Origin of the sequence: Haladaptatus halobius (assembly GCF_020618475.1) — an archaeon.
Lineage (GTDB): Archaea > Halobacteriota > Halobacteria > Halobacteriales > Haladaptataceae > Haladaptatus > Haladaptatus halobius.
Map to the genome: position 1 here is coordinate 1 of NZ_CP085341.1, position 18483 is coordinate 18483.

Annotated in this window: 18 protein-coding genes and 3 pseudogenes; 8 read left to right on the plus strand and 13 right to left on the minus strand. The window is 52.1% G+C overall.

Annotated elements, in window-relative coordinates:
• Positions 1-444 precede the first annotated feature (444 nt).
• The 4 genes and pseudogenes from LIW51_RS35875 to LIW51_RS35890 all read right to left on the minus strand — a co-directional run.
• Positions 445-576 (minus strand): annotated as a pseudogene (locus LIW51_RS35875) (NuoI/complex I 23 kDa subunit family protein); the annotation flags it as partial.
• Positions 573-2228 carry an NADH-quinone oxidoreductase subunit D gene (locus LIW51_RS35880; protein WP_227380665.1) on the minus strand — a complete coding sequence of 552 codons (1656 nt, stop codon included), beginning with the start codon at positions 2226-2228 and terminating at the stop codon, positions 573-575. The pseudogene LIW51_RS35875 and the gene LIW51_RS35880, both read right to left, overlap by 4 nt.
• A complete protein-coding gene (locus tag LIW51_RS35885; RefSeq protein ID WP_227380816.1) occupies positions 2225-2848 on the minus strand; it encodes an NADH-quinone oxidoreductase subunit B in 624 nt (207 codons plus the stop codon). The genes LIW51_RS35880 and LIW51_RS35885 overlap by 4 nt, the downstream gene beginning before the upstream one ends.
• Before the next feature lie 225 nt (positions 2849-3073).
• Positions 3074-3349, minus strand: a complete 276-nt coding sequence (locus LIW51_RS35890; RefSeq protein ID WP_227380803.1) for a 4a-hydroxytetrahydrobiopterin dehydratase — start codon at positions 3347-3349, stop codon at positions 3074-3076.
• A 641-nt stretch (positions 3350-3990) separates the two neighbouring features.
• On the opposite strand from LIW51_RS35890, the gene LIW51_RS35895 reads away from it, so the two are divergent.
• Together LIW51_RS35895 and LIW51_RS40295 are read left to right on the plus strand one after the other, a co-directional pair.
• Positions 3991-4320: a DUF5789 family protein gene (locus LIW51_RS35895; protein ID WP_227380666.1), complete on the plus strand. Its 330-nt coding sequence runs from the start codon at positions 3991-3993 to the stop codon at positions 4318-4320.
• A gap of 266 nt (positions 4321-4586) precedes the next feature.
• Positions 4587-4961, plus strand: a pseudogene (locus LIW51_RS40295) (DUF7522 family protein).
• 133 nt (positions 4962-5094) lie between these two features.
• On the opposite strand, the gene LIW51_RS35905 reads toward LIW51_RS40295, so the two are convergent.
• The 3 genes from LIW51_RS35905 to LIW51_RS35915 form a co-directional block, all read right to left on the minus strand.
• Positions 5095-5382, minus strand: coding sequence for a hypothetical protein (locus LIW51_RS35905; protein WP_227380667.1), 288 nt, complete (start codon positions 5380-5382; stop codon positions 5095-5097).
• 175 nt (positions 5383-5557) lie between these two features.
• The gene (locus tag LIW51_RS35910) at positions 5558-5812 is read right to left on the minus strand and encodes a DUF5789 family protein (protein ID WP_227380668.1); all 255 of its coding nucleotides are present in this window, start codon (positions 5810-5812) and stop codon (positions 5558-5560) included.
• Positions 5813-6071: 259 nt separating this feature from the next.
• Positions 6072-6302 (minus strand): DUF7120 family protein, encoded by a 231-nt coding sequence (locus LIW51_RS35915; RefSeq protein ID WP_227380669.1) that lies wholly within the window; start codon positions 6300-6302, stop codon positions 6072-6074.
• Positions 6303-6569: 267 nt separating this feature from the next.
• Between LIW51_RS35915 and LIW51_RS35920 the strand changes: the two genes are divergently transcribed.
• Positions 6570-6743 carry a hypothetical protein gene (locus LIW51_RS35920; RefSeq protein WP_227380670.1) on the plus strand — a complete coding sequence of 58 codons (174 nt, stop codon included), beginning with the start codon at positions 6570-6572 and terminating at the stop codon, positions 6741-6743.
• Positions 6744-7152: 409 nt separating this feature from the next.
• On the opposite strand, the gene LIW51_RS35925 is transcribed toward LIW51_RS35920, so the two are convergent.
• The gene (locus LIW51_RS35925) at positions 7153-8085 is read right to left on the minus strand and encodes a transcription initiation factor IIB (RefSeq protein ID WP_227380671.1); all 933 of its coding nucleotides are present in this window, start codon (positions 8083-8085) and stop codon (positions 7153-7155) included.
• A 761-nt stretch (positions 8086-8846) separates the two neighbouring features.
• Here LIW51_RS35925 and LIW51_RS35930 point away from each other — a divergent pair.
• Both LIW51_RS35930 and LIW51_RS35935 read left to right on the plus strand, forming a co-directional pair.
• Positions 8847-10772: a glycoside hydrolase family 15 protein gene (locus tag LIW51_RS35930; RefSeq protein ID WP_227380672.1), complete on the plus strand. Its 1926-nt coding sequence runs from the start codon at positions 8847-8849 to the stop codon at positions 10770-10772.
• 488 nt (positions 10773-11260) lie between these two features.
• Positions 11261-11878, plus strand: a complete 618-nt coding sequence (locus LIW51_RS35935) for a GAP family protein (RefSeq protein ID WP_227380673.1) — start codon at positions 11261-11263, stop codon at positions 11876-11878.
• 341 nt (positions 11879-12219) lie between these two features.
• Here LIW51_RS35935 and LIW51_RS35940 read toward each other — a convergent pair whose 3' ends face one another.
• The 3 genes from LIW51_RS35940 to LIW51_RS40305 all read right to left on the minus strand — a co-directional run bounded on the left by LIW51_RS35940 (position 12220) and on the right by LIW51_RS40305 (position 13282).
• Complete coding sequence (locus LIW51_RS35940) at positions 12220-12435, minus strand: hypothetical protein (protein WP_227380674.1); 216 nt, start codon at positions 12433-12435, stop codon at positions 12220-12222.
• Between the two features lie 436 nt (positions 12436-12871).
• The gene (locus tag LIW51_RS40300) at positions 12872-13066 is read right to left on the minus strand and encodes a DUF7563 family protein (RefSeq protein ID WP_438267510.1); all 195 of its coding nucleotides are present in this window, start codon (positions 13064-13066) and stop codon (positions 12872-12874) included.
• 15 nt (positions 13067-13081) lie between these two features.
• Positions 13082-13282 carry a DUF7835 family putative zinc beta-ribbon protein gene (locus LIW51_RS40305; protein WP_438267511.1) on the minus strand — a complete coding sequence of 67 codons (201 nt, stop codon included), beginning with the start codon at positions 13280-13282 and terminating at the stop codon, positions 13082-13084.
• 583 nt (positions 13283-13865) lie between these two features.
• On the opposite strand from LIW51_RS40305, the pseudogene LIW51_RS40310 reads away from it, so the two are divergent.
• Positions 13866-13991, plus strand: a pseudogene (locus LIW51_RS40310) (GAP family protein); the annotation flags it as partial.
• A gap of 652 nt (positions 13992-14643) precedes the next feature.
• A complete protein-coding gene (locus LIW51_RS40315) occupies positions 14644-14793 on the plus strand; it encodes a DUF7837 family putative zinc-binding protein (RefSeq protein WP_438267512.1) in 150 nt (49 codons plus the stop codon).
• A gap of 176 nt (positions 14794-14969) precedes the next feature.
• Here the strand turns inward: LIW51_RS40315 and LIW51_RS35950 are convergent, their stop codons facing one another.
• Positions 14970-16460 (minus strand): MATE family efflux transporter, encoded by a 1491-nt coding sequence (locus LIW51_RS35950; protein WP_227380675.1) that lies wholly within the window; start codon positions 16458-16460, stop codon positions 14970-14972.
• A 442-nt stretch (positions 16461-16902) separates the two neighbouring features.
• Here LIW51_RS35950 and sugE point away from each other — a divergent pair, with 442 nt between their 5' ends.
• Positions 16903-17226 (plus strand): quaternary ammonium compound efflux SMR transporter SugE, encoded by a 324-nt coding sequence (gene sugE, locus LIW51_RS35955; RefSeq protein WP_227380676.1) that lies wholly within the window; start codon positions 16903-16905, stop codon positions 17224-17226.
• Positions 17227-17248: 22 nt separating this feature from the next.
• Here the strand turns inward: sugE and LIW51_RS35960 are convergent, their stop codons facing one another.
• A complete protein-coding gene (locus tag LIW51_RS35960; RefSeq protein WP_227380677.1) occupies positions 17249-17488 on the minus strand; it encodes a hypothetical protein in 240 nt (79 codons plus the stop codon).
• Between the last annotated feature and the right edge of the window lie 995 nt (positions 17489-18483).

Here is an 18483-nt window from a genome sequence, read left to right on the forward strand (position 1 = left end):
TGTGTTGAGCGGACACTCGTGAGAACCAACATGTCGCCGGAGTATGTGTATCTCACCCGGGAACGCTCGCGGAGCTGGATTGCGCGTGAAACGCTAAGCCTTATGGAGTGGAACGCGTTACTTCAGCGGGTGAACGAGTCTGACTACGCCGACGTGGCGTACACGAATCGGGATATGACTATCCTTGAAGTTGAACAAGCGGACTCCCCGGAGAGTGTGACTGGGACTCCCGTTAAGTCGTCCGAGTTTACCGCGTCAGCGCCGCTGGAAACGTTGGCGTCCAGAACGATGTCGTCTTCAACCTCAATCCCTTTGATTTAGCGACTTACTCCGACGCCGCCTAGTGATTCACCAGAGCCAATTGATCCAGATTCACTCATCATGCTAAGTCATTTGCTTTGCTCGTAAACAGGTATTGACGTTAGTACCTACGCAGGTTCACCACTTCTGGCTGAACTCGTGGATGCCGCGGAAGTGCGGGCTGACCTCGGGTGCGACGTCCGGATACTCCACCGTGAACGTCGCCCCGTCCAGCGCGTGTTTCAGCGTCGTCATCGATTTCAGTATCCCAATCATCGGTCGACACTCCCGAGCACGATATCGAGACTCCCGAGCGACGCGATGAGATCCGGCACCAACTCGCCCTCCGACATCTCCGGAAGCGCGGAGAGGTTGTGGAAACACGGGCTGCGAATCTTGAAGCGTGCCGGTTTCGGCGTGTTGTCCGAGCGGATGTAGACGCCGAGCTCGCCCTTCGCGGCTTCGACGGCGCGATACGTTTCGGCGTCCATCGGCGGTTTGAGCGTTCGGGGGACGTTCGACTGGAGCTGGCGGTCGTCTTCCGGCCACTCTTCGAGCAGTTCGACGCATTGTTCGACGATTCTGGCTGACTGCTCCACTTCCCGAAGCCGAACCAGTACGCGAGAGTAGTTGTCACCGCCATCTTCGGTGACGACCTCCCAGTCAAGTTGGTCGTAGTAGCCATAGGGGTCGTCGCGGCGCAGGTCGTAATCGACGCCCGATCCGCGAGCGACCGGTCCCGTCACGCCGTACTGCTTCGCGACATCAGGTTCGAGGACGCCGGTGTCGACGCACCGAAGCTGGAATATCTCGTTGTTCGTGAGAAGGTTGTGATACTCTTCGAGCGCCCGCGGCAGTTCGTCGACGAAGTCCCGAGTCTTGTCGAAGAACTCCTGCCGAGGCACGGGAACGTCCCAGATGACCCCGCCGAGGCGGAAGTAGTTGAACATCATGCGCTGGCCTGTCAAATCCTCCAGAATGTTCTGGGCCTTTTCGCGGTCGCGGAACGCGTACTGGAAGATGGCGGTGAAGTCGCCGTATACGTCCAGTGCGAACGTGCCGAGGGCGAGGAAGTGGCCCGCCATTCGCGAGAGTTCGACCCCGAGCGTCCGAAGCACCTTCGCGTAGTCGGGAACGTTGATGTCCGCGAGATCTTCGATGGCTCGCGCGTACGCCCACTCGTTGGTCATGTTCGCGGTGTAGTCCCAGCGGTCGGGGTACGGCATTATCTCGTGCCGATATTTGCCCGACTGGGCCATCTGCTCCTCGCAGCGATGAAGATAGCCGACGTCGGGTCGCACGTCGAGGACTTGCTCACCGTCGAGCACGGTCGCCAAGTGAAGAACGCCGTGCGTGGCAGGATGATGCGGGCCGATGTTGAGGAGGATGGTATCGGCGTTCTCCGTGACGTGGTCTTCCTGAAGCGGATTCTGGTGCTCTTCCAGCGTCACTATCTGTGGTCGGTCTTGGTCGTAATCCAGCGAAAGCGGGTGGCCCTGCCACGTCTCGGGCAACAGAATCCGACGCATATCGGGATGTCCCTCGTACTCGATGCCGACGAGGTCGTACGCTTCGCGTTCATGCCACTCCGCGGTGCGGTAGACGGGTTCGGCTGTCTGGCTCACCGGATTTTCCGTGGAAGTCGGCACGACGACACTCACCTCCTGCCGGGGGTCGTCGAACTTCTTTAGGTGGTAGATGCTCTCGTATCGGTCATCGTACTGTTGGGCCGTCAGACACGAGAGGTGGTCGAACCCGGCCTCGTCGCGGAGGATGGTGAGCACGTCCTGCACCTCGTCCGGGCGAATCACGAACCCGCGCGTGTTCGAGTGGTCGTCCCGTCCGATGACGTGATCGCCGAGCTGCTCGGCGAGTGCGTCACCGTCGGCACCCTCAACCCTAGTCGGTACTTCTTCTTGCGAACTCATGGCGAATCAACCCAGTTGTAGCGCATGACGAGCGTGTCCTCGTCGATCTGGTCGGCGAGCGATTCGACCAGTTCGTCGCGTTCGAGGTCGCCGAACTGCTCCAGTTCGTACGGCTTCACGACGACCGGACTCGCCTCGCCGTGTGCGATTCGTTCCTGTAATTTGGCGATGCCGTAGATGAGCGCCTCGGGACGCGGCGGACAGCCCGGAACGTGGATGTCGCACGGGATGACCTCCTCTGCTCCTTTGATAACGTTGTACCCTCCTTGGAACGGTCCGCCAGAGCAGGTACACGATCCCATGCTGACGACGAACTTGGGTTCGGGCATCTGGTCGTAGACGCGCTTCATCCGGGGCGCGAACTTCGAGACGATGGTGCCCGGCACGATGATGACATCGGCCTGTCGCGGCGAGGCGCGCGGCACTCCCGCCCCGAAGCGGTCTAAGTCGTGTTTGACGGCGTAGGTGTGCATCATCTCGATGCTGCAGCAGGCGATGCCGAACTGGAGCATGAACATCGACGATCCCCGCACCCAGTTCATGAACGAATCGAACTTCGTGAGGATGAACGGCGTGGTTCCGAGCGCGTCTCGGAGCTTCGAGTCGAACCGACCCGGCAACTCCTCTTTTGCCCGAGCACGACTGGCCGGTGCCGCAAGCTGTTCGTCCGATGGACTGTCTTCCTGTGTTGGCTGTGATTTTTCACTCACGGTTCCCACCTCATTGCCCGTCTCGACGGGTATTAAAAATCGTTAGGGATGGACAGCCATGAATATTTTGGAAATTTAAACTGAGACAGTGTCGGAGTACCCTACTCACGCAGTATGAATTGCAGGTCGTATCTATTAGCGCACATCGTCGAACCGTTCGGCCATTTCGACGTCCTTGTCGGTGATGCCACCTTCTTCGTGGCTCGTCAAGCCAACTTCGACTTCTTCATATCGAACGATAATCACGGGGTGGTGGAACTCCTCGTCGGCAACTTCGCCAACATCGGAGGCGAACGCGATACCGTTTAGGTAATCGTCGAATTCGTACGTCCGGACGATCTCATCGTCGTCGCGTTCCCATCCGTTTGGAATGCGCGTCTGTATTTCCTCATCCGAAAGCAGATCAACCATACCGATGACCACGACCGCGAAGTAAATAAAATCGATTGCCACTGGTTCAGCCGTCCACCGTAATCTGGCTCAATTTCGTGATGAGTGCGGACAGATTCTCCGTTAATTTGGGCCGAACAGCTGGAGGATAGCATTTGATGGGCTCACACTGACTGTACTCCAAAAACAATTCTGAAAGTGTCGCGAATACGGTTTAACAATGACTGGGGCACTGTTAACTTAGTCGGCTAAAGTAGGTTGAGTTTCCCTACACATGATAGAGGAACTCCAGTTGGTTGATACGGACGCCGGTACTGTACCGTTTTTGGTTGGAGAGCGCATGCCAGCCTGATCAGCAAGGCTGGCGCGTGTTCGGTGCTTCCAAAAAGTCCACGTCTGAAAACTCCGATACTTCCACCTGGAGTTTTCCGAGCATGCTTTCTAGCCACCTCGAAGAATTCCGTCTGCTTCATCCTCAATCTAGCTGTGTCAACAGTGCCTAATTCTCGAACAGAGTTACACGCTAGCTGTGCACATACTTCACTCGGTCTGTGCAAAAGGGCCAGGATGACCTGACCAATTCGAAGTACTGGATGCAGTGATTTATCATCGGCCAGAGCGTGTTTATCATTCTGCACGCTATTCCCGATGGAGAGTTAAAAATGACCCCTGAATCATCGACGACGAAATGGCGAGAGTTAGGCGTTGACTTTGGTGAATTTGGCGCACAGCTTGAGGATCAGACCTATCCCATAACGACTGACGAGCTGCTTGAAGCGTATCGGGAGTATGAGCTTGATTTAGCTGCTGGCACGGAGACCGTCGAAGAGATCCTTGAACCTCTACGAAATGAACAGTATGACTCAGCGGCAGAGGTTCGTCAAACAGTGTTGCTCATGGTTGGCGATCGTGCTATTGGACGGAAATATTACAGTGATCGAACGCCACCAGCGATGGGCGAATATAGTCTCAACGACCAACTATCCTTCTGATTTGCAATTGACCATCTGAGGACAGAAATGATGAGTTAATACTCACCTACTCTGACATGATAATCAAGGAGGCGGTTCCGGCTATGGCAAGGGGTGGATCTCGATCATTGCCTCTTCAAGAAAAAGAGAGCAGTAGTCTTTCTTATTGGAAATTCAAGACAAAAATCCTGCTCTACAGAGTGGGGAGGGTATCGATGGGTTCTCCCCTTTCCTATAAGAGTTCATGCGCCAGAACTACTTTCAGCGAGAATGGCTAGCACTCACGCATGAGCGCTCCCTTATCCGATGAAACAACCGAGGAGGTAGTGCGAGCGTGCCGGACACAGATCGGCGATGAACTGCGAAGTATAACGTATTTTGCCCCGACTGATGCCAAGCATCTGTACCTCCGTTAGAATCTCGAACGTGGCGATAAACTTGATTTCGTTAAGACGGAGCGCGCCGGGTTCGACCTCCAGCGCACCTATAACTGGTCTGAACTCGGCGAGTACAACTTCACACTCAGAGATTTCGATAATGGGTATCTCGTTCGCGTGATCGCTGGTACCAATGGAATGTATCTCACCACTGATTCACTAACCATGACTCAGTTTGAGGAAGTGACGAGTGCCGTCAAACGCATTTTTGACGAACTCGACTAGGCAACGTAGCATTTCCAACACCGTACCTGACGCAAACGAGTGTCCACTTTTATACTGGGTAAGTGAACTTGATTTTCAACTGTAATATTTTATATTTTTTATTAGTTATTGCCTTGTTTGTTGGTGTTCATAACTACTCGCCACCGACGCTGGTTACCTCTCCGAGTCCAATCCAGTCATCCTGATCAGGAGTGTACCGCCGAGCCTGTGGTGTCGTCCACTCGTTGTTCTCAAGCTCGGCAGATATGTCGTATCGAACCCGTGAGTCTTCATCTGCGTTCTCGATTTCAATACGCAACCGTTTTTCGGGATCATAGTCGATGAGACTCGCTTCTCCCCTAATGGTCGACCCATCGTCAAGCAATACCTCGATCTGCTCGCCGAACTGTAGATCTCCTAGTGTTTCAACGAGACTGGTCATCTATGATCTCTCAAAACATTGCCGAACTGACTCTTATTCACTCTCTATTATATTTCCGTCAACAGACACATACGATCGACTCAACTAGCAAGCGATCACGGTGAGCACCGTATCAGACGATAGCCATCCAACTACAGATACTATATCAAAACAAACGTACTGCGAAACTGGTCTGCTATTCTTCTCGGTTTAACTGATTTAGTATGTCGTTTTGGACTTCGTCTATGGAGTCGTATGTTTTATTGTCGACTGAACTAAGCACTTCCTCGACAGATTGTGTGCCGCCCGACGATTCGACCTCATAATTGCCATACGCTGCAACCAACTCGTCTAATGTCACTGGATAGTCTTGAGCCTCGAGGATCTCATCAAAGTCACCAAGTTCACCGCCTTGTGATCGTTCCTCGATTGATGGTCGATCGTCACTCATAGGCTTGTTTAGATTCACAAGCCAGAATAAACTGTTGGCTGATTCACCGGATGATTAGCAGCGATGTACTAGATGCGAGTAAGTGATCAACCATCCATTGGTTCTAGTGGTTGTTATAGGCAACTTTGCTTTCGTTCTGTTCGAATATCCGATCGTCAGTTGGGACTGACGTTACCGATTGGGCTCTTATTGGAATGGACAAGTATCCCAGACCAAATTCGTCACCCTATCGCTAACTTATCCGCCAGCCTCATTAGGATTAGAGTGAATCATTGTCTTGGTCAGCCGGATCCTGCTGGTCGTCGACAGCCTGCGTAAATAAATCGTCAGCCAGCTCCTCGTCGGATTCATCATCTGTTTTCTGAGCTGACACACCGAGTGATAGAAGTTTTTCGATCGCTTGTTCTCGATTCAAGAAATCATCCTGTTCGACAAGACGATTGATATCATTCTCAATACGGTCGGGCAGTGCTACCTCAATCGTAACCATACACACTATTTTCTCTTTAGACAGATTAGCTCTCGGGCTATCCTCACGACGCGTAGTACCGCTATTCCACGGTTCTTGCTATTCTATGTTCTTCTCCATGAACAATTCCAAAAGTCGATGCCAACGAAAACGGTATGGGTCGATGTGATTGCCGAGACGGCATAGAGACACGTCCAGTGGGAACAATTCATCGTCAACGTCGATGCCCCTGGAGTAATCGACGTCACCAATGAAAACCATGAGAAGCTTGCAGACCACCAGTACGTTGTGTCGATCGACGACGTGACCGACGAGCTAATGGCCTGCATGTGTCCGCATCACGTCCTCCGCAATGCCGTCTACAAACACATAGCTGCAGTTGAGAACACAACCGACGACGACACACTCAATGTCTTTCTCTCGGAGAATGATAAGTCAACTTCGGTTCTTCGGGAATTATAAGATACAGTCTGGTGAACTCCATACGAATGGTAATTATTTGTTGTTAAAATATTCTTGTAAGAAAATATTAGTTCAAGAGCTATCCTTTCTGTTTCACAATGAGGCAACTGAATCGTAGTACCGCGATTGCTATCAGAGCAGCTGCCCAGCCGCGGAAGGCTGAACTAAATTATAGGCGTTTAAATCCCGTCTTTCAGGGCGGGATACAGTGCGCTACACAGCAAGCCATAAGAGAGGGGGATTTAAACCACCTTGATCACAGGTGGAGGGCATGTTTAATCCAGTTGAGAAAAGGAGTGATCAGTTCTGTTAAGTTAGGAAAAATCACGACGGAGAGAGGTGGACGACAGGCCGTGGAATACTGGGTGAAATATATGCGTTAGTCGAGATCCATCGCATCGATCCGTTCTTAATAGCGATTGCGGATGGTGACTTCAGTTACCTGCGCAACCGCGGCAATCTCATCCTGTGTTTGTTGTTCATTACACAGCAGTGAGGCTGCATAAATCGCGGCAGCAGCGTAGCCAGTGGGTGATTTTCCTGAGAGTAGGCCTTTGGCTATCGAGATGTCGAGGATTTCGTTCGTTTTTGCTTCAACTGCGTCACTGCTTCCGAGTTCTGAGCAAAACCGAGGGACATATTGTTTTGGATCAACCGGTTGTATCTCGAGACCAAGCTCTCGTCCAAGATAGATGTATGATCGACCGATTTCTTTCCGTTCCACCCGCGACACATCCGAAACCTCCCCAAGACTGCGGGGAATATTCTCGCTGCGACACGCCGCATACAAACAAGATGTTGCAATTCCCTCAATCGATCGGCCTCGAATCATGTCTTCATCCAGTGCACGACGGTATATCACACAGGCAACTTCGCGAACTGAGCGCGGGATACCGAGTGCGCTTGACATCCGGTCGATCTCACTGAGTGCGAACTGGAGGTTGCGTTCACTCGCGTCCTTTGTCCGGATGCGCCCTTGCCACTTGCGTAGTCGATGCATCTGACTGCGCTTTTTTGACGAGAGCGAGCGACCAGAGGCATCTTTGTCCTTCCAGTCGATGGTCGTGGTTAGCCCCTTGTCGTGTATCGTCTGTGTGGTTGGCGCGCCCACGCGAGATTTCTGTTGGCGTTCTTGATGATTGAAGGCGCGCCACTCAGGCCCATGGTCGACAGTCTCTTCCTCAACAATCAAGCCACATCTCTCACAGAGAGTCTCACTCCCGTCTGCACTTGTGATAAGAGTATCCAATTTGCACTCAGGACAGCTCTGGACGCCCTCTTGTTTCTCGGCAGTGCGTTCCGTCTCAGTGTCGCGTTGTTGCCGACGAGTCGGGCGTATCATTAGCTCAGTTATATAGATTAAGCCGAAGCGGTTAAGCTCTCTGTATAATTCTGGGGGAACCCTATCGAGAGCGATAGCGACCCCATGTCCATCTCGAATACAATCCGACTTCAATGACTGTATTCAAGTATCCTGTGCTTAGCAAGTTGTGGTAACACGTGGTTGATTAGGATGATGTGTACCTGTCTTGGCAAAGACGTAGTCACAACGTCTGTACAGATAGATGTAATCAGATGGGCAGCGGCGCCCAATCACCTCGATGAGACGAGTAACCCTCACGCATATTTTCGAGTGCCCTTCCCGGGGTGGTTACACTTCCGCTTATCAAATTGTGGAGAAGTGTAGAAGGGGGCACTGTTAACTTAGATTGAAACCGTCACAGGGCAGCCGGATAAATCTGCTCTCTGTTCGTCTCAATCGGTTCTACTAAGCGGGCTTTGACACTGGCGATCCGCTCACGCAGTCGATTTCAATTGTGTGAGCGGTCGTCCCAATCATCCAACATCAGGCAGTGGATTGGATCACCCCGCTGCAGCCTGCCGATTTTTTGCTAAGTTAACAGTACCATGAGGGGAAAGCAAGATCGTACTCATCACTATCGTCCTTAACTGAACATGACCTTCTGAGAGAAAGGGCAAACTTTTATTATGAGAGTTGACGGATACCGACGTGGGATCTCATTTGATGCTCCAGCGGTAACCGAGCAGCAACCACATGACCCAAGTCCAACATGCGACTTCGTCACTCCGGCTTGCACTCTAATGACATCTACTCACAGTATTGACCATGAAAGTCAGAGCCAGCCGCCTCTCGAAGCGTATGGCATCATTGGCAATTTAGAGACATGTGCGCATGTATCCCGAGAGGGAAGTATCGATTGGTGTTGCTTCCCGGCTGTCGATTCGTCGAGCGTGTTTACCAAAATTCTCGACTGGGACGACGGCGGATCCTGGTGTATTCAACCCGCTACTGAATTCAGCTCAAAACATGTCTATCTCGAAGATACGAACGTGCTGAAAACCACATTCGAAACCGACGTCGGCCGTGTCTCGCTCACTGATTTCATGCCGGTAGTCGATCATTCATATAATACGAATACGCCACCGCGGGCGATTTACCGGCGAATTTCTGGAGAGGCTGGAACCGTCGACCTAACGGTCGAATGTTCGCCTGTAATCGACTATGCGCGAGCCATGCCGGACGTCAAACATGAAGGCACGGCAGTCATCGTCGATCACCCCGATCAGCTCGTTCTCTCGAGTATGCCCTCGGTTTCACTCAAGAGGAACGTTGCAACGGCATCCCTGTCAATTGATGCGGGCGAAGATCGGTGGTTCGTCCTCGAGTACGGATCGACTGACCCAACTGATGGCATCTCCCACCAGGATGTGCTCGACGAGACCATTGAGTACTGGCGTGACTGGGCCCACCTCGAGAATGAAACCGTGTTTCAGCGAGCCTTACTTGAGGGACCGTGGCGCGAGTACGTTATTCGCTCGAGTCTTGTGCTCAAACTACTCATAAGTAACGAGACTCAAGCGATCTGCGCGGCACCCACAACCTCACTTCCGGAAGAAATAGGGGGCGTCCGTAACTGGGACTATCGGTACAACTGGCTTCGTGATAGCGCGTTCACCACACAGGCATTATACAAGACAGGCCACAAACAGGAAGCGAGGGCGTACTTGGATTGGTTTATCGAATTGTGTGACGAGTACGATCCGGAAACGCTCCAGCCAATGTATGGGTTACGAGGGGAACCAGTCCCCGACGAGGAGGTCCTCGATCATCTTTCCGGCTATCGTGGTTCGACTCCCGTTCGAACTGGGAACGCGGCGAAGGAACAACGCCAACTGGATATGTACGGCGAAATCGTCGAGGCCGTGTATGAGACGTCACGACGTGGAGAGATGCTCCGGCCGTCGGACTGGTGTGCTATTCGAACACTCGTCGAGTACGTCTGTCGTATCTGGGACGAGCCGGATTCTGGTATCTGGGAAGTACGATCTGATCCGCAGCACTTCGTCTATTCGAAGGTCATGTGCTGGGTTGCCCTCGATCGAGCTATCGAGATCACCGAGACGACTCGCTTCGACGGGCCAGTCGATCGGTGGCGAGAAGAGCGATCTGCGATCAAGCGCGCGGTTCTCAAGCGAGGATACAACGAGTCGATGGGGAGTTTTATTCGCTCGTTCGACGAGCAGTCCAAGCTCGACGCAACCGGGCTTCTCATTCCACTCACTGGCTTTCTGCCGTTTGAAGACGAACGAGTCCAGGGAACGATCGAGACAACGATGCAGCGACTCGTCACTGACAACGGGCTGGTACAGCGGTACGAAGGCCGTGACGGGGTGGCGGGCGACGAAGGCGCGTTTCTGCTGTGTTCGTTCTGGCTTATTGACGCGCTTGCGCTCTCAGGACGAACCGAGGAGGCCGTTTCCATCTTCGAGAACGTCCTCTCGTTTACGAACCCGCTCGGGCTCCTCTCCGAAGAGATCGATCCGTCGACAGGAATGCACCTCGGGAATACGCCACAAGCCTTCAGCCACATCGGACTGATTAACAGTGCCCTCTACATCGAAAGTGTCCGCCGTGAGGCAGTACCGGAGCCGATTCCGCGAGGGGCGGCGGGGTCGGACGTACTTGAGGGAACGGCCAGCTCGCGGGATCAGACTTCCGAGCGGTGATGAGCATGTTCACAAGAACGTATTCGCAGACATTCTATATCTCAGTACAGAGTCTCCATGTGACGTCGACGAGCATTGCGGTGAATGCCTTCAAAGAGAGATATAAGGTAGCCGCCACGCATATTTTCCGTGTCCCTCCCGGGGTGTTCTACTTCCGCTTACCATGCGGTAACATCGTCGACTTCCTCGTTAACGTGGTCGACCAACGCGTCGAGTTCGGCGGTGGCTGTCTCTTGGTCAATGAAATTCTCCGACACCGTTAACTGTGCCGTCCACGGCTATTCTACATTCTGTTTCCGAAGGACAACCGACCATAATGGCTATGATGTTAGATAACCTATGTATCCTGAACGGCATGACTCAGTTATTTGCGTTTCGTCGTGTTTCGGTAGCAGCGACATGACTGGCCCAAAGTTCCACGTCGAGCGGGGATTCGGCTGCGAACGACAGCGTCGAGTAGCGATGCGATATTCTGGGGTCCGAGGACGATGAGTTTCCTCCGAGTCCTTCCGCTGGCGTTCGTCATGATTGCGGGGCCGCAATTTCTCAGTGCCATCTTCCTCGCCACAAGCGAGAATTGGCGACGGAATTCCGCTGCGTTCATCTTCGGCGCGGCGCTCTCCATCACCCTCCTCGTCTCGCTTGCGTACTTCCTCGGCATCGGCGCGAACCGCCAGCGCGGTTCGAACACCACGCTCTCGGTCATCGTCCTGGTCATTCTGCTCGTCGCTATGGTACACACCTACCTGACGCGCAAGGAATCGGAACCGCCGAAATGGATGGGGACGTTGACGACCGCGAACCCACGATTCGCGTTCAGACTCGGCTTCCTCCTGCTTGGGTTCTTCCCGTCCGACATCCTCACCTCGGTCGCCGTTGGATCCTACCTCGCTGCGAACGGTCTGCCGTGGACCGACTCGCTCGGGTTTATCGCCCTCACCGTGTTCTTTTTGTCCCTCCCGTCGCTCGTCCTCCTCGGCTTCGGCAAGCGGGCCGAAGCCGTCCTCCCGAGGGTTCGGGAGTGGATGAACGCGAACTCGTGGGTTGTCAGTGAAGTCGTCATCCTCCTGTTCGTCGGCATGATCCTCAACGATCTTCTCGGATAGCCGGTGTTCGTGCCCCATGCTCGAAACAGGACAGTCATCGGCGCAACGTCTCGATGGGCAAGTTCGAGAAGACTCTTGAGTCGACCCAGCGCGTTAGTATATTATATTAACCAATGAGAATCCACTTGCAGACTACAGAGCGTCTCTCCATTAGTGATGGCGCCAAGGACGGGTATAACTCACTCTGACGAGAGTGTCTCAACCGCAAAGTCAAATAGTCGTTCGAGATGCGGCTACGTTTCGGACAGGTGACCCTCCCGCTCATCGGGGCCGACGTAGTTTTCGGCCTGCCGGAGCGCGCTGCCAACAGAGCGTTGATTGAGCAACCAGTTGGCGTCGTGCTACAGGTATTCGTCGGGGAGTTCGCCACCGTGATCATCCGGGAGATCCGACACTGGAGTGATGGCGTCGAATCGGGGGCCTTTCTTCACGAAATTCTCGTCGTGATCCCAGGTGAGAAAGCCGTGTTCCACCAAGGTAGAGAGGTCGGTATGGCAGAGTGCAAGCCGGAGTCGTGCTACCTCTTCGTCAGCAGAGGGTGGGTCATCGTCGAACACGTAGAACCATTAGTTCCCCAAACGTGTAAACGAGGGATATTTTCACGGAGACGTAACGTGTGAGGAACGGGTAAGAGAGAGGGAAAACAGGAGACTCCCGAATATTTCTCTCCGTTGGTTTCGGCTTGTAGCAACATCACGTTGATTTGAAGAGCGTATTTGCTCTGTTTGCAGTATCAAATGATGAGTCTCATTTCGGACTCCCATTTCACCCCCTCGTACCGAGGTTTGTGTCCAGCCGGCCGGGAGTTGCTGCTGTTCCAAAAGCGGTAGCATAAATGTCTATTCGCTCGCTAGTCTAATCCCTCTTCTGGAAGCAGGCACTCTTAAACAGCCTCTTCGAGGTACATCAACTCGTTTATCTACCCTCTGGGAAATTTACCGGACAAAAATATTGGTCATGAGTTACATGAAAGCGTAGAACGGCAATTATCGTCTACTCACGTTGTGGGTCGCTGGCCATGCCAGCTTTGACATCAGTTGCGCTCATACAATTTAAGCAGCCCTGGACAGTGTTTTGATTATCGCCGAAGACCCGTGCGAAATCTCGAGTGATGAAGCTCCCGCAGTTCTGACACCGATTATCAACGATTCGTGACTCCATCCCTCTTTGTGAAGTGGTCTTTGCCATGGGTCAACACCTATGTTACATATCATTCATCCGCTGTTTGCTTGTGGCCGCACACTGCTGGCACTCTGTAATCCGATAGGGTTCCCGCGAAAATGCTGCATTTTGGCTCTCCTCGCTCTCAGTGATGAGCTTGATCATCACTTGGTGTGGCGTCATCGCAGCATAGTTATCACATCGTTCTACGAGCTGACTGTCAGCGGATCTCTTTGCTCCCATAGGTTTGTGGTTTCTCCGTCTGGGGTGGTTTCAGCGCAGCACTGGCATCAGGTGGTTGTCTCTGTCTTGTTCACTCTAGACACGTGTTAACGTATGGATAGGGAACCTCTCTACTGGGCTGAATATGCAGGCTCATTAACCGCCAGTAAATGATTATACTTATGTGTAGATTGAGCAACCGTTGGCAACACGTCTCAAGTGATGGATTTTGGGCAAAGAGGCGGAGTGACGCCACCACCTATCTGTGGTTTGAGAGACCACTTTGATTTTCACGATCCCATCGCCTCAGAGCGTGACTATCACTGTCGAAAGGTGCTATCGTCTTCGCGGAGCACAAGCGTCACGGAAAATTGCTGAAGCAGACGCGGGAGTTTGCCTCGAAACAGCAATCGAGTCTAATGACATCGTCGTCAGCGGCGACCTAGGTATCCCCGTCAGTGAACACCCTCTAGAATAGTCACCAACCAAAGGGGATGCGAATTTCCCTAACACGAACCACTGTAAGCAATACTCTTCTACTGCACAGTATACCTTGTTTTGCGGTTGTAGAGGAGACGGTGGTACGAGAAATGGTTCTGACGATGTCGGTAAGCGAGCGGAGGCCTTCCTTCCGAAAGCCCGTGACTGGATGAATACGCACTCGTGGATCGTCAACGAGGTCGTACTCGTATTCTTCATTGTCCTCACCGTCAACAATCTCGTAGGGTGAACTAACTCCCTTCACCTGGCTCTGTTGAAATCCTATCGGTTAGACATTCTCATGGGTGAAGCGTCCGACACATAGATGTGCGAAGTCGCCGAAGTGTCATTCTCATACGAGTTCATTTTCTCTTTTTGAATAGTATGCAATTGAGGAATTCTTGCATCCGAACTTCTCGAAGAATGCCTGTGAGTCGTTATTATCCTCTTCGATTCTGACTAATAACCGCTCCATAGTACAATCTACTAACTTTTGACCGACTGCTAGCCTTCCATCTCGATATCTTCAGTCAAAATCAGGGGGAGTCATCGGGGAATTCCCAGTTTGGAGACGGTGAGTGGTGCGAACGGATGAAATATGCTTCGCTGAGGGCGACATGGTGACCATTTCCACTTCCGCTTATCGCCGAATGAAGGTACTATCCTTGTGCCGTCCGGTTTTTATTCCACGTTAATTATCATTTTCGTGCAATACAGTGATTTGGATCGTCGGATGAAATCTGAAGCGAGTGATTTCTGAGTGCCCAAGGAGTTTCGGCCCGATCGCGATCGATTGCATGTTTCTATACGAATACACAATCGACCCAACCGGCTACACTTGGTCTGCCATTCACATGCTTTTTCTGTGCCGACTGAGTAGCTGTACTGTAGGGTGACAGCCAGTGGCAAACTGTGATTCAATTTTGGGAACGTGTCCGTTCTGTCGAGCGACGATTCCCACCAGTAGTCTCCGCATTGAATACGAGGCGAAGACCGTCAGTACTGTCTTTGCAGAGTGCCCCGGCTGTCGCGAAGTTGTCCAGCCCGAGTAACTGGGCTCGTCGTTGGAGAGCTACGAGACGAAGTGCTTCGGCGATTATGCTGATTCCAGCTCATAGGGATCCTAATGGCCTCTAGCCCAGAATTAGTGGGTATTTAGATGAAGAACGGTGATTAGCTGAACACTGGGGCTACGTTTCTTATTATGCGAACAATTACTCGGGAACTCTTAATCGTCTCCAGGGATCTCTAATTGGTTCCTGACTGGATGTCCTTTTGTGAGATCGGTGTTCCGCCAGGTTCCGCGACGGAACCAGAGGTAGGCAATGATCCCACCGATCACGTTTGAGGTAGCAAAGGCAAGCCAAATACCAGGTGATCCAACCACATCTGCACCAACCCACGCGATTGGAAACCGGATCAGTCCTAGAGTGAGAATAGCAACAACAGCCGCAAGAAGTGTCTTTCCAGCGCCACGGAATCCGCCACTATATGCGCGCATCACACCAATAAACCCAAACGTCAATGCTGTATAGCGCATAAACGTTGCGCCGATATCAACGACCGTAGGATTCGTCGTGAACACAGCGACGATGGGTTCGGCTGCAAACAGTACAAGCAGACCGAACGCAGTGAGCGTCACTAGCATTACCTTTGCACCGTAGTGATTTGCCTGCTCAGCACGGTCAATTTTACCGGCCCCAATGTTCTGGCCAGTCATCGTCTCAATCCCCTGTGAAAACGCGATTGCCGGTAGGAAGATAACCGAAAACACGCGCGTTCCAATCCCATAGGCAGCGACCACCGTCTCGGGGAACGTAGCGATCACCACCAACATGAGATTAACCGAGAGTGCGCGACTGGTTCCCTCCACCGACGCAGGAAGCCCAATATCGACGAGCTGCCTGGCATAGGTGAAGTCTGGCACCATCTGGTTGAGGTGAATCTGGACACCACGTGTTCCCTGGAACATAATGACGAGGCCAATACCAAGCGCTAGTACGCGAGAGAACACGGTCGCGATGGCAGCTCCCTTGATACCAGACCCAGTATAGCCAGTGAGTGCGAACAAGTGCGTCTCTAAACCTTGGAGGCCAAGGTATCCGAATACGGGGTTCTGTTCAAACCCGAAGATGAGGAATGGATCAAGTATGATGTTGAGCACAACAGAGCCAAACATGACAAACATTGGCGTCACTGTATCGCCATAGCCGCGCATCAGCGCGATGAACACGGCAAATCCAAAGACAGCGACTAATCCAAGGGAGAAGACTCGCATGTACGCCGTCGCGAGCGGAGCAACAGTTTCAGAGGCACCTAAAAGTGAAAGGAATTCATCGACGAGCAGGTAGCCAGCCCCGCCGAGGAGCAGCGAGACGATAACCGAGAAGGTCATTGTCTGAGATGCTGCGTACTCAGCTTGCTGTTCTTGGCCAGCGCCGATGTGTTGAGCGACGAGCACGCTGCCTGCCACCGAGAGGCCAAGTGCGAGCGCGATGAGCAAGAAGACCATCGGGAACGCGAAGCTGATCGCGGCGAGTGCGGACGTACTGTATTGCCCGAGCCAGAATGTATCTGCCAGATTGTATGCCGTTTGGAAGAGATTTGTGATGACGATCGGGAACGAAAGATACAGCAGGGGCTTCGCGATACTTCCCGACGTGAGATCGAGTTCTTCAGGCGATTTGAAAAGGCCATGTAGTCGAGTCCGAATACTCACTCAGCGATGCCCTCCGTTACAATCTCAATACGTTCAGAAAATGATTCCTCAATCGGACGAAAATTTTTGCTGATTTTTGCCATATAATAGTTCACCTGTGGCTGACTAGTGAGTCAGCCTCAATCTATACTAGTGTACTCGTCAGCCAGATAAAAAGGATTCGTGAGATATAATCACATTCGTTGAAGCCGAGAAGAGAGCGGTCGAACAGCATTCAGACCGAAACATCGGTTATTCTCGCCTACCGTTGGGTACTTGCATGGTTCTAAAATACCACGTACTTGGCGGAGGCGCAGCCACTCCCGAAGCCACGAGCACGAAAGCACGAGTGAACACAGTGCCATTGTGAGAAGCGAGTTGGACAAGCAATCGGACTAGAACGCACGTGACTACTGATGCGTTTTCGCCAGTGTTTATATCGGTGACCAGCTGCTCTTCTGTAATGGTCTCAGCATGGCTTATTCTGGTGCTCGCCGGTCTCTTTGAGATCGGTTGGGCGATCGGCCTTGAATACTCACAGGGATTCACCAAACTCTGGCCGAGTGTCATGACTCTCATTTTCCTCGCCATTAGCATGCTCTTGCTGGCAAAGGCTGTTCAATCGCTTCCCATCGGCACTGCTTATGCGGTCTGGACTGGCATCGGGGCAGTTGGCGCCGCCACGCTTGGAATACTTTTATTTGATGAACCGGCCACCGTGATACGGATTGGATTCCTCACATTGATCGTGGTCGGCGTCGTTGGCCTCAATTATGTCTCACACTGAGTCTGATGGCAATGGATGCTATCTACTGACGGGGACGTTCAGAGGAGTGTTTTCCTTCGGTTGACCAGACATCCTCATCGAGGAGCCCGTAGTGTTGCTCCAATTCTATCCACAATTCATCAACATCTTCTGTTGAATCCACATCAGTAATTTGTTTGTGAAATTGCTCTGTCTCGGAGGGCGTCAACACATCCTCAGTCTCAGCTGTCGTGATCAGGTTGATGAGAAGATTCCGTTGATAGGTGATCGCTCGAGTTTGCATACTACAGCATCTACCTTATCCTTTCTCAAATACATTAGGGCCACAACCTCACGCGTTTCGAAAATGATGGAGAATCCGTTCTCTTGCAAGAATATTGGGTGAAGACTAATCAAGGGTTGTAAACTAACTCATATGATTTGGATGTTTTTAACTTGTCTTTTTAATATTTTATCAACTGTTGGTATTCTGTGAGCCGATATAGCTTACGTAAGAGTATTCGTCGTTCCTAGGCTAGGCGTTTGATTATTGCGTCGACGTTACCCAGGCGTGCAGTCGAACTCATCCACCCTCCGCTAGAGGTTACGACCTGTGTCCTCATTGCCAGAGATATCTAGAATGACTTCCTTGAGAATCCCCTTCGTCCCCCGGCGAAGCCGTTCGGAAGCGCTTGGTGTGATACGCCAAGTTTCTCGGCCAATTCAGATTGATCAATTCAAGCATAATCAAGCCGAGAAAAACAGCTACCAGTAAACTACCGATGAGAACTCACCGATATCTCTCCAGTAAAAACCACTCGCGAACGTTGGTGAGGGTTGTCTCGTCTTCGATCACCGACGGAAAGTGGAACGATGCCGGGCTGACACGACTGAGCGACGGAGATCGACTTCAATATAGAATTCTAGACTTTTTGCTGGATTTTTGTCGGTGAGCGTCGAACCACACTAACGAAGCCTGTCTCGGACGACGCGCAGTTCGCGTGGATGACGTCCTAGCCGATGAGTTACTTCTTGGTGGTTCGATTGAACGCTTACGAGAGTCATCGCCTCGTTGCTGAGTAGTATCACTCCTGGATTCGAGACGCAGGGAGACCTAGTAAACATTCAGGTTCACGGCTAGTTTCACGGTCTAAAATACACGGAAGCCGTGTATAACCCAAGCTGTTTCCTAATGGCGTATCTTGAATAAAATCCGATATTTTCGCTTACATAAATCCTTCCTCATGATGGCGGTAAGTGTCTTTGGGCTGCTGTTCGTCTACTGTAAGCTGTGACTTA